The organism is Methylobacterium sp. Leaf99, assembly GCF_001422375.1.
Taxonomy (GTDB): domain Bacteria; phylum Pseudomonadota; class Alphaproteobacteria; order Rhizobiales; family Beijerinckiaceae; genus Methylobacterium.
The window spans coordinates 21,783-32,265 of sequence record NZ_LMMU01000004.1; the positions used below are offsets into that span (position 1 = coordinate 21,783).

Consider the following 10,483-nt stretch of genomic DNA (forward strand, 5'->3'; position numbering starts at 1 on the left):
CTTCAACTCCAGGCGTGGAAAGGCGGGTTGACCCCGTTGAGGGCGTGGTTGCCGACGATGGCGTATTTCCAACGCACGGGGTCGTGGAGCGTGTGCGTGCGGGCGTTGCGCCAGTGCCGGTCGAGGTTGTGCTCGTCGAGGGTCGAGCGGGTGCCGGCGAGTTCGAAGAGGGTGTTGGTGGTCGCGAGCGCCACTTCCGTGGTGAGGACCTTCGCCTCCGCCACCGCGAGCTGGGCTGCCGCGACGCTTTCGGCGTCGGGAGCGGCCACCGCCCCGTCGAGGGCGAGGCCGGCCCGGTCGAGGAGGGCTTCCGCCGCGTGCAGGCGGATGGTGAGGTCGCCGACGATCGAGATGGTATGGGGATCGTCCGAGGCCCGCTCCAGGCCGCTGTCGATCCAGGGGCGCGACTTCGTGCGCACGAACGCCACGGTTTCGGCCAGCGCCTCGCGGGCGATGCCCGCATCCACGGCGGCCTGAATGACCTGGAAGATCGCCCCGTTGGCGCTCGGACGCTCGTAGCCCTTCCACGACGGCACGAGGTGGCTCTTCTCCACCCGGACGCCGTCGAGGATCACCGTGCCGCTCGCCGTGGTGCGCTGGCCGAAGCTCGACCAGTCGTCGATGACGGACAGGCCCGGCGCGTTGCGCTCGGCGATGGCGTACCAGGGCCGGCCCTGGTCATCGATGGCGACGATGGGCACGAGGTGGGCGAGCAACGCCCCCGTCGCGTAGAACTTGCGGCCGTGGACGATGACGTGGTCGCCCTGATCGACGAAGTGGGTCTTGAAGTCGGCGGCCCGCGGAGTGCCGCTCTCGGAGAAGGCGTTGCCGAAGCGGGTGCCCGCCAGAACCTTGCCGAACAGCAGAGCCTTCTGCGCCTCGTCCGATACGGTGTCGATGGCGGCCACGATGCCGAGGTGGTTCTGTGCGATCTGCCCGATGGACGGATCGGCCGCCGAGACGATGGCGATCACCCGCGCCAGGGTCCGGTAGGACACGCCCGGCCCGCCATGGGCCTTCGGCACGTTGATCGACCACAGGCCACTTTGAGAGAACGTGTCGAGTTCGGCGAAGGGCCGGCGCCCGGTGCGGTCGCGCTCGGCCGCCTCCGTGCGGAACGCGCCCGCCAGGGCATGGGCGACGCGGAGCGCCTCGGCGTCGTCTCGGATGATGTGGGCAGGCTCCGGCAACTTGTCGGGGCCGGGGCCCCCCTGGGGCACGCGGTTGGCCTCGATGGCGCCCGCGTTGATGGCGATGTTCATGGATGGTCTCCGGAGGATTCTGACAGCACTCGTTCGGCCGAGCCGCTCAGGCGGCTTCCGCCTGGCGCCCGCGTTCCGCCTCCAGGGCCCGCACCCGCGGGATGATGTGCGCGCCGAAATACGCGACCTCCTCCTGGAAGTGCAGGAAGGCCAGCAGCGCCAGATCCACGCCGGCCTCCTTCAGGGCGACGATGCGCTCGGCGATCTGGTCGGGCGTGCCGATGAGGTTGGTCTTGAAGCCGTCGTTGTACTGGACGAGATCCTCGAAGCTCGATTTCGCCCAGTTCCCCTCCCCTTCCGGCGAGGCCTTGCCGGCGTTCTTCGCCTCGTGGCCGAAGGCCTTGACCGCCTCCGGGTCGGCGTTGTCGATGATCTCCTTGAGGACGGCGCGGGCCTCCTCCTCCGTGTCGCGGGCGATGACGAAGGCGTTGACGCCGACCTTGACGGAATGGCCGTTGGCCCGCGCCTTTTCCTGGATGTCGTCGACCTGGGCCCGGATGCCCTCCGGGGTATTGCCGTTGGTGAAGTACCAATCGGACACCCGCGCCGCCATGTCCCGCGCCGCCCGGGACGAGCCACCCTGGAAGATCTCGGGCTGCGGGTCGGCGGGCTTCGGCTTCAGGGTGTAGTTCGTGTAGCGATAGAAATCGCCCCGGAACGTGAAGTTGTCCTGGGTCCAGATCCCACGGAGCGCCGTGATGAATTCCTCCGAGCGCCGGTAGCGCTCGTCGTGGTCGAGCCACGGCTCGCCGATGGCGCGGAACTCGCCCGAGAACCAGCCCGAGACCACGTTGATGGCGATGCGCCCCTCGCTCAGCTGGCTGATGGTGGCGATCTGCTTGGCCGCGAGCGTCGGGTTCCACGGTCCCGGCAGCAGGGCGGCGATGACCTTGAGCTTCGTGGTGGCGGCCAGCAGCGCATGGCTGAAGGCCACGGACTCATGCTGGTACTCTGCGCCGTAGCCGGCGGTGAAGCGGATCTGCGTCAGGGCGTAGTCGAACCCGGCTGCTTCCGCGATCTGCGCCAAGCGCCGGTTGTAGGGCGCGTCCCAGCTCGTGCGCTGGGGAATCTTGCTGATGACGAGGCCGCCCGAGACGTTGGGCACCCAATAGGCGAACCGGATCGGCGCGTCCGTGGCGGCGGGCTGTCGCGAGGTCATGGGATGATCCGTATTCAAGGAGACGCATGCGCTGGCGGCTTGCGCACGAGGCGAGGAGGAAAACAGAGGCTGATCTTTGCCGATGCTGCAGGGTTTGCGGCAAAGAACTGGGATACTGTAAGGTGTGTATCCGCGTTATCGATCGATTTCAGTATCCGCCCGCGGCCGCCGCACGTCAAAGGAAGCAAATGGCTTTTTGCGGCGCGCACGGAAAAGACTGTTCTCCCATCCGGACGTCCGGCCACGTGATCGGTTTCCCGGGTCCGGCGGGATGGCCGGCGGACAGGCGCGCGAATCGGTGATTCGCGGGTCTGAAACCCGTTTTCCGGCAAGGCGTTGTCCCGGTCGCGCCGGTTCCGACGCGGGGTCTCCGCGCGCCCGTCCGTCGCGGATCCGAACGCGGCCATCACCATTCCGAGAGAATTCACAGGAGGGGCCGTCCTGTATCGCGCGCCATAAAGCGGCAGGGTGCATCAGTCCTGAGCGTTTTTGCGCGGTTGCCTTGGGCTCGCATCTTTCTTGGGCAGTCACGTGATTGCCGCGTGCGCAGAGGATGTAAATTAAAGGCAGCGCGCAATTTGTGGATACTACGACGGTTGTCAGAAAAGATCAGTCATTTAAGGGATCGTTAACCGACCGGACCCTACGTTCCAAGAACCGTTCCTTGATCGGCTGCGCATCGCATCCGGACCGACAGGCAGGATCACCGCCATGGCTCGCGCGTCCCTTCCACCCCTCGTCATCCTGCTGGCCGGCGACGAGCTGACTCGGTCGATCACGACGAGCTGCCTGGAGGCGTCCGGCTACGACGTCCTCAGCGCGCGCACGGCCGGGGAGGTCGAGGCGCTGTTGCTGGGCCAGACCGACCGGCGCCGGGTCGATGTGCTGGTGACCGATGCCGACGTGCGCGACGAGGTCGATGGGTTCTCCCTGGGGGCCGTCGCCCGCTGTCTCGATCCCGCCGTGGGGGTGATCTACACCACGCGCTCGCCCCGCACCCTGCCCGCCGCCATCGTGGCCGGAGCGCCGTGCCTCCGCACGCCCTACCACGCCCATCAGCTCGTGAGCCTCATCGCCGGCCTGCCCCGGCCGACGGTACGGGGCCGGGGCGCCGCGCGCCGAGCCGCATGAGGTCGCCCCGGTGCGCGCACCTTCCTCGGGCCGCCGGCCCGGCGGGTGGCGCCCCGCCCGGTGGTACCCTGGCGGGGCCGAGCCAACCTATGGTGTGAAGCCACGGGCACCCGCGCGCGTCTTCACCTTTCACAAACCATCGATCCTGTTACAATCGCTGGGATAATTTTTCGAGTAACGCTTGTGCCCGATGTCCGTCAGACCGCGTTCGACATTATCCATCGGTTGCGATCGGCGGGAACCCAGCGGGCCGTCTACGCGGAACTGCGCCGCACGGGCACGATCTTCGGCTACGACGCCTTCCTCATCGGCGGCCTGCCGCATTCGCCCAATGAGAGTCTGGCCGACTGTTCGATGATCTCGGGCTGGCCGACGGGCTGGACCCAGCGCTACCAGCAACAGAACTATCTCCACCAGGACCCGGTCATCCGCTACATCCGGGCGACGACGGAGCCGTTCCTGTGGCAGGAGGCGGTGACCCGTGGCGACCGGCGCGGCCTGACCGTGATGAACGAGGCGCGGGATTACGGCCTCGCGGAGGGGTTCTGCGTCCCTTTCCATGAGCTCGACGGCAGCGAGGCCGGAGTCAGCTTCGGCGGGAGCGAGGTGCGGCTGTCGGAGGATGCGCGCGCCGCCCTGCACCTCGTGGCGATCTACGCCATGTCCCGGGCCAAGGCGATCGCGCGCCGGACACCGGAGGACGATGCGGCCGACGCCACCGCCGGCCTGACCGGCCGGGAGGTCGAGTGCCTCAAATGGGCCGCCGCCGGCAAGACCGCGTGGGAGACTTCGGTGATCCTCTCCATCTCCGCCCGCACGGTGGAGCATCACCTCGCCTGCGCGGCACGCAAATTCAACGCGGCCAGCCGTGTCCAGAGCGTCGCCGAGGCCATACGGCGCGGCATCATAGACTGAATCCGGCCCCTCCGATCCTCCGTAGATCTACGGATGCCTGAGGGCTCCAAGCTTGGCCAGAACTCCCCCCGTTGCAGGGAGATCTGGTATGTTGAAGGTTCTAAGCGGCGACGTGGAGGCGCGGGACCCCGCCCTCATGGACCGGGTCTACCGCTTCCGGCACGATTTCTTCGTCGATCACCTCAAGTGGGAAGCCTGCCGCAAGCCCGACGGCCGTGAGCGGGACCAGTTCGACGGACCCGACTGCCTCCATGTGGTCGGTCAACAGGACTTGGTCGGTCAGCGGGACTTGGTCGGTCAACAGGACGGGGCCATCGTCTCCTACTCGCGCCTGCTGCCGACGACCCGCCCGCACCTGCAGACTCACCTCTACCCGGAACTCCTCAAGGGCGCGCCCGCGCCGTCGGGGCCGCGCATCTACGAATGGACGCGCTGCGCCGTGGCGCCGAGCAAGCGCGAGAGCGCCAAAGGTGTCGACGCCGTCTCGGGGGCCTCCTTCACCGCCGTGGCGGAGGTCGCCGCGCGTTTTGGCCTCGACGGGCTTCTGGTCCAGACGCATCCGGTGCTCGTCACCCGCCTGATGGACATGGGCTGGGACGTCGAACCCCTCGCCCTGCCCTGCGCCTACGGTGATTCGCTCCTGCTGCCGATCTACGCCCGCCTGACGCCGGAGACCGTCGCCACCTGTCGGCGGGTGTTCGGCCTGTCCGGACCGGTGTTGCCGATCGATGCCGCCGATGGTCCGCGCCCGCCCGCCGATCAGCCCCACCGCCCCATGCCGTGAGCGGATCGCGCCGTGAGCGGATCGCCACGACCTCCTTTCCCGCCCGTTGTCAGAGTAATGCGATGCCGACCGTCACCCAAGAACCCGCCGATCAGGGACCCGATGATCGAGGGGCTGCCGATCGGGGACTTCCCGAGATCGATCTCGTCCATCGCGCCATCGATCACTCCATCGACCTGCGCGAGGCCGTGGGTCGGATCACCGATCCGCTCCTGCACACCCTCGCCGACATGCTCCTGTTCGAGCTCGGACGCCGTCTGGCGCGTCTGGAGGGCAAATGAGGCGCGGCCGTCTCGCGAAGAGCGGGGCCGCCGAAGCTCACGACCGCATCTGGATGTGATCGAAGTCGAGTCCGGCCGTCCGGATGACGATCTGGGTGCGGTTGCCGACCTCGAGCTTGCGCAGGATTTCGGTGACGTGCGCCTTCACGGTTGATTCGCCGACCTGAAGTTCGTGGGCGATCTGCTTGTTGAGCCTGCCCTGGCGGATCATTCCCAACACCCGCATCTGCTGGGGCGTGAGCCGGGCCAGGCGCTCGGCGAGCTGCGTTTGGCCCGGGTCGGCGGCCTCCGCCAGGGCGGCGGGCAGGAACAAGCCTCCGTCGAGGACGTCCGCGATGGCCCGCGTCAGGGTTGCGCGGTCCACGGCCTTGGGTACGAAGCCGGCGGCGCCGTGGTGGATGGCCTCGCGCATGATGCGCGGGTCGTCGAGGCCGGAGACCACGAGGATCGGCACGCGCGCGAACCGCGTCCGGATGGTGACGAGGCCGTCGAAGCCCTGGACCCCCTGCAACGACAGATCGAGGAGGACGAGGGCGACGGCGTCCTCGCCCGCCAGGGTGGCGCAGGCGCCGGTGATCCCGTCCGCCTCGTGGAGCACCGCCTCCGGATAGGCCAGCGCGAGGGTGCTGGCGAGGGCCTCGCGGAACAGCGGATGGTCATCGACGATGAGAAGATGCATGCGTGCTCCGCCGCCCCGGGGACGTCCGCGCCCGGGCGGGGATATCCGGTTGAGGGTCCACAGCTAACGGCTCCCGCCCGGGACTGCCACCTGGGCGGCGGCACGCAGGTGGGCGAGGTGGCGCACGGCCAGGACGTAGCCGTGGGTGCCGAACCCCGCCATCACGGCGGTGGCGGCCAGGGAGACGTAGGAATGGTGCCGGAAGGCTTCGCGCCTGTGGACGTTGGAGATGTGACACTCGACGATGGGCACTTCGCAGGTGTTGAGCGCATCGAGGATCGCGATGGAGGTGTGGGTGTAGGCGCCCGCGTTGATGACGATTCCGGCCGAGCCGACGCGGTAGGCATGGATCCAGTCGATGAGCGCGTGTTCGGCGTTGCTCTGGTGGAAGGCGAGGCCGAGGCCGAAACTCCCGGCCTCGGCGCGACAGCGCGCTTCCACGTCCGCCAGGGTTTCCGAGCCGTAGATCTCGGGCTGGCGCCGCCCGAGGAGGTTCAGGTTGGGTCCGTTGAGGACCAGGATCGTGGTGTCCAGGCCGTCGGCTTCGGCATTCCTGGCGGCGGTCGTTCTGGCATCGGTCATGACGAAGGCTCCCTCTGCCTCGTTTGCGCCCCCGGGCGGGGGATTGCCAGGGCCGTCGGGGCGGCCCGGCGGAGGATATGTCCGGTGCCCCTTCGACACGGGTCTCTCGATCCGGCGTCTTCGAATTGCCGTCGGCGGCCGTTAAGGCCGGGCCACGAGGCGGAGACCGGAGAGTGTCATGGATCCCCGACGCTGTATTCTCATCGGCGCGCCCGTGCAGGCCGGCACGCGGCGCCTGGGCTGCGACATGGGACCGAGCGCATACCGCGCGGCCGGTCTCGGCCCGGTCCTCGCCGCCCTCGGCCTCACCGTTGAGGATCGCGGCAATCTCGCGCCCGTCCCCGGTGCCGTCCCCGCCCACCCCAATCCGGCGATCCACGGCCTGTCCGAGGTCGCGGCCTGGACCGTCGCCCTGGCGCAGGCCGCCGACGAGGCCGGGGCCGAAGGCGTACCGATCTTCCTCGGCGGCGACCACAGTCTGTCGGCCGGCACCGTGTCGGGCATGGCCCGGCGTGCGGCCCGCGAGGGGCGCCCGCTCTTCGTCCTGTGGCTCGATGCCCATCCGGACCTGCACACCCTCGACACCACCACGAGCGGCAACCTGCACGGGGTGCCCATGGCCTACGCCACGGGCGCTCCGGGCTTTGCCGGCTACCTGCCGCCCCTCGGGGCACCCGTCGATCCGCACCACGTCTGCATGATCGGCCTGCGCAGCGTTGATCGGGCCGAGCGCGCCGCCCTGGGAACGGCGGGAATCCGTGTCCACGACATGCGCGCCATCGACGAGAACGGCATCGGCGTGCTGCTGGCGGATTTTCTCGACCGGGTGCGGCGAGCGGACGGCCTCCTGCATGTCAGCCTCGACGTCGATTTCCTCGATCCCGGCATCGCGCCGGGCGTGGGCACCACGGTGCCGGGGGGCGCCACCTTCCGCGAGGCGCATCTCGCCATGGAGATGCTCCACGACAGCGGCCTCGTGCGCAGCCTCGACCTCGTCGAACTCAATCCGTTCCTCGACGAGCGCGGCCGCACCGCCCTGCTGATGACGGATCTCGCCGCCAGCCTCATGGGCCGGCGCGTCCTCGACCGGCCGACCCGGAGCTTTTGAACGGGCGGCTCACGCCGCCCGCGCCGGGCCCGTGTGGAGGTCGCGGAGGAACGCGGCGGTGACATTCCCCAGAAGACCGACTTGATCGCGCACGGCCTGGGTCGAGGCCTGGACCTCGTCGGCGACGACCGTGGTCGTCCCCAAGGCCTCGGCGACGGCCGAGACCTGGGCGGTCGCCGAGTGCGCGTCCTGCACGGCCGCGCCCACGTTGACGTCCATGGCCTGCGTCGCCTGGCGCTGACGCTCGATAGCCTCGACCATCGCCGCGGTGGTGCGCTCGACATCGGCGATCCGCGCGGCGAAGCCCCGCATGAAGGCGATGGAGGTCTGCGTCGCCCCCTCGACGTCGCGGATCTGCGCCGCGATCTCCTCCGTCGCCCGGGCGGTCTGTCCGGCCAGGGTCTTCACTTCCGCCGCGACCACGGCGAAGCCCCGTCCGGCCTCCCCGGCGCGGGCGGCCTCGATGGTGGCGTTGAGGGCGAGCAGGTTGGTCTGCTCGGCCACCTGCCGGATCGCCGTGATCACCGAGCCGATCCGCTCGACGGAGACGGTCAGGGCGTTGACGGTCTCGCCGGTCTGGCGCGCCTCGTCGGCGGCCGCGCGGGTGACGGTGTTGGTGGCCGCCAGGTGTCCGGCGATCTCGTCGGCCGCCGCCGTGAGGCCGAGGCAGGTCTGGGCGATCTGGTGGACGTTGCGGCTGGCGTGCCGCGAACTCGCCGTGGCGCCGTCCGTGGTCTGCGCCGTCTCCCGGGCGAAGCGCATGAGGCGGGCGGCGCTGCCCTCCATGGTTCCGAGGGTCTGTTCGATGGTCCCCACGGCGCGGCCCATGGCGCCCTGGAATGCCTGGACCTGGGCCTCGACGGCGAGGACCCGTGCCTTCTCGGCCTGGACCTGGGCGACGGCCCGGCTCTTGAGGGCCTCGGCGGCGTCGCGGTCGGCCACGCTCTGCTGCAGGGCGTCGCTCGCGGCCACGCCGGCCTGAAGGCTCGCGACCAGCCAGACCAGGACCCCCGTCTGCGCGATCAGGATGGCGGCGTGAAGAAGGACGCGGTCGATCCCGGCGCCGTCCGGGAAGACGAGGCTCGGCAGCACGAGCGAGAGCCCGAGGTGATGCACGGCGACGATGGCCGCGAAGGCGACCAGCGCCTTCCAGTCGAGCCAGGCGGCGACCATGGCGAGACTCGCGAAGAAGTACATGTGCGCGTCGAGTTGCAGGCTGCGTCCGCCGCCCTCCCGGTGGAGGATCGCCACCAGCACGGCGACGAGACCGGCCAGCGCCATGCTGGACGCGATGCGCGTGCGCGGCCCGATCAGATCGCGGGTGCTCAGCCAGGTCGGCGGGAGCGCCAGCGCCAGGGCGGCGGCCGCCGCCGCCGCGTTCGGCAGGGCGCCCTGCCACGCGTTGATCCCGACGATCAGCGCGACGTTGACCCAAAGGAGCCCGATGAGCGCCTTGCCGGACGTGGTCCGGATCTTATCGAGGGTGGACCCCTGTGCCGAAGCCGGATGCAGCGTCATGAGACTCGACTCAGGGTTCTCGCGTCGTCGGACAACCCGCGACGCTGGAGGCATTGACGACCGCCCAGGCACCGGCCGCGCGCAGGCGCTGCGGGAAGTCCGGGTGTTCCGAGACGGCGACAGCCATCCAGGCCAACCCCGCCCCGCGCAGGATACGGCCGTCCGCCCGCCCGACTAGGTCGAGGATCCGGGTGGCGCCGGAACCGGGCGGCGCGATGACGAGGACGGGCCGGCCGGTCTCGGGCGCGCCCAGGATCAGGAGCGGTATTCCGAGGGCGGTTGCGGCCGGCAGGACGGAGTCGGACAGGAGCGTCATGAAGGACAAATAACCGTGATGTCCTTCAAAAAGCTCTTAACGCGCTCGGAGAAGTTGCATGGGCCGGATGCTCCGTGTCCGTCCCCCCCCTCCCAAGGAGCCGAGGCCCGAATGGGCAATCCTGCGACGTCGCGGCGGGAGACGGAGTTTTGGCGCGTCGTTCTCGCGTGGCGGGCGGGCGCGGCGATACAGTCATGATCGCATCGGTCCGGAACTGGATCAGTAGGCGTTGGTCGTGCGCACCAGGGAAAGCGGCGTCGCGAGCATGATGCGGATGTCGAACAGCACGGACCAGTTCTCGATGTAGTGCAGGTCGTGCTCGACCCGGCGCCGGATCTTGTCGCTGGTGTCGGTCTCGCCGCGCCAGCCGTTGACCTGGGCCCAACCGGTGATGCCCGGCTTGACCCTGTGGCGGGCGAAGTAGCCGTCCACCACCTGGTCGTAGAGGGTGTTCGACACGTGACCCTGGAGGGCGTGGGGGCGGGGTCCGACGAGGGACAGCTCGCCCTTGATGACATTGAACAGCTGCGGCAGCTCGTCCAGGGACGTCCGACGGATGAAGCGGCCCACCGGGGTCACGCGCGGATCGCCCCGGGTCACCTGCCGGGCGGCGGCGAAATCCACCTTGTCGTGGTACATCGAGCGGAACTTGTAGACCTCGATGAGCTCGTTGTTGAAGCCGTAGCGCTTCTGCCGGAACAGGACCGGCCCGGGCGAGGTCAGGGCGACGGCCGCCGCCACGGCGAGC

General features: G+C 69.4%; 12 protein-coding genes. 5 read left to right on the forward strand and 7 right to left on the reverse strand.

The annotated features are described in order from the left end of the window. Nucleotides 1–2 precede the first annotated feature (2 nt). Nucleotides 3–1,262 carry an SfnB family sulfur acquisition oxidoreductase gene (locus ASF28_RS10810; RefSeq protein WP_056091959.1) on the reverse strand — a complete coding sequence of 420 codons (1,260 nt, stop codon included), beginning with the start codon at nucleotides 1,260–1,262 and terminating at the stop codon, nucleotides 3–5. A gap of 46 nt (nucleotides 1,263–1,308) precedes the next feature. Beyond that, on the reverse strand, nucleotides 1,309–2,421 hold the full coding sequence (sfnG, locus tag ASF28_RS10815; protein WP_056091962.1) for a dimethylsulfone monooxygenase SfnG: 1,113 nt from the start codon (nucleotides 2,419–2,421) through the stop codon (nucleotides 1,309–1,311). Nucleotides 2,422–3,132: 711 nt separating this feature from the next. Here sfnG and ASF28_RS10820 point away from each other — a divergent pair. The 4 genes from ASF28_RS10820 to ASF28_RS10835 all read left to right on the forward strand — a co-directional run bounded on the left by ASF28_RS10820 (nucleotide 3,133) and on the right by ASF28_RS10835 (nucleotide 5,532). After that, on the forward strand, nucleotides 3,133–3,552 hold the full coding sequence (locus tag ASF28_RS10820; protein WP_056091964.1) for a response regulator: 420 nt from the start codon (nucleotides 3,133–3,135) through the stop codon (nucleotides 3,550–3,552). A 225-nt stretch (nucleotides 3,553–3,777) separates the two neighbouring features. Beyond that, the gene (locus ASF28_RS10825) at nucleotides 3,778–4,467 is read left to right on the forward strand and encodes a helix-turn-helix transcriptional regulator (protein WP_244474986.1); all 690 of its coding nucleotides are present in this window, start codon (nucleotides 3,778–3,780) and stop codon (nucleotides 4,465–4,467) included. 88 nt (nucleotides 4,468–4,555) lie between these two features. Beyond that, the gene (locus ASF28_RS10830) at nucleotides 4,556–5,251 is read left to right on the forward strand and encodes an acyl-homoserine-lactone synthase (protein WP_056091970.1); all 696 of its coding nucleotides are present in this window, start codon (nucleotides 4,556–4,558) and stop codon (nucleotides 5,249–5,251) included. 62 nt (nucleotides 5,252–5,313) lie between these two features. Further along, nucleotides 5,314–5,532 carry a hypothetical protein gene (locus ASF28_RS10835; protein WP_056091973.1) on the forward strand — a complete coding sequence of 73 codons (219 nt, stop codon included), beginning with the start codon at nucleotides 5,314–5,316 and terminating at the stop codon, nucleotides 5,530–5,532. Nucleotides 5,533–5,569: 37 nt separating this feature from the next. Here the strand turns inward: ASF28_RS10835 and ASF28_RS10840 are convergent, their stop codons facing one another. Together ASF28_RS10840 and aroQ are read right to left on the reverse strand one after the other, a co-directional pair. Next, nucleotides 5,570–6,211 carry a response regulator gene (locus ASF28_RS10840; protein ID WP_082476468.1) on the reverse strand — a complete coding sequence of 214 codons (642 nt, stop codon included), beginning with the start codon at nucleotides 6,209–6,211 and terminating at the stop codon, nucleotides 5,570–5,572. 63 nt (nucleotides 6,212–6,274) lie between these two features. Then, the gene (gene aroQ / locus ASF28_RS10845; RefSeq protein WP_056092046.1) at nucleotides 6,275–6,745 is read right to left on the reverse strand and encodes a type II 3-dehydroquinate dehydratase; all 471 of its coding nucleotides are present in this window, start codon (nucleotides 6,743–6,745) and stop codon (nucleotides 6,275–6,277) included. Nucleotides 6,746–6,971: 226 nt separating this feature from the next. On the opposite strand from aroQ, the gene rocF reads away from it, so the two are divergent. Then, complete coding sequence (gene rocF / locus ASF28_RS10850; RefSeq protein WP_056091978.1) at nucleotides 6,972–7,901, forward strand: arginase; 930 nt, start codon at nucleotides 6,972–6,974, stop codon at nucleotides 7,899–7,901. A 9-nt stretch (nucleotides 7,902–7,910) separates the two neighbouring features. On the opposite strand, the gene ASF28_RS10855 is transcribed toward rocF, so the two are convergent. The 3 genes from ASF28_RS10855 to ASF28_RS23305 all read right to left on the reverse strand — a co-directional run. Continuing rightward, nucleotides 7,911–9,419, reverse strand: coding sequence for a methyl-accepting chemotaxis protein (locus tag ASF28_RS10855; protein ID WP_056091981.1), 1,509 nt, complete (start codon nucleotides 9,417–9,419; stop codon nucleotides 7,911–7,913). A gap of 10 nt (nucleotides 9,420–9,429) precedes the next feature. Continuing rightward, nucleotides 9,430–9,735: a hypothetical protein gene (locus tag ASF28_RS10860; protein WP_147711566.1), complete on the reverse strand. Its 306-nt coding sequence runs from the start codon at nucleotides 9,733–9,735 to the stop codon at nucleotides 9,430–9,432. A gap of 219 nt (nucleotides 9,736–9,954) precedes the next feature. Continuing rightward, the coding region (locus ASF28_RS23305; RefSeq protein WP_244474987.1) for a sugar transferase at nucleotides 9,955–10,483 on the reverse strand (529 nt) is incomplete at its 5' end.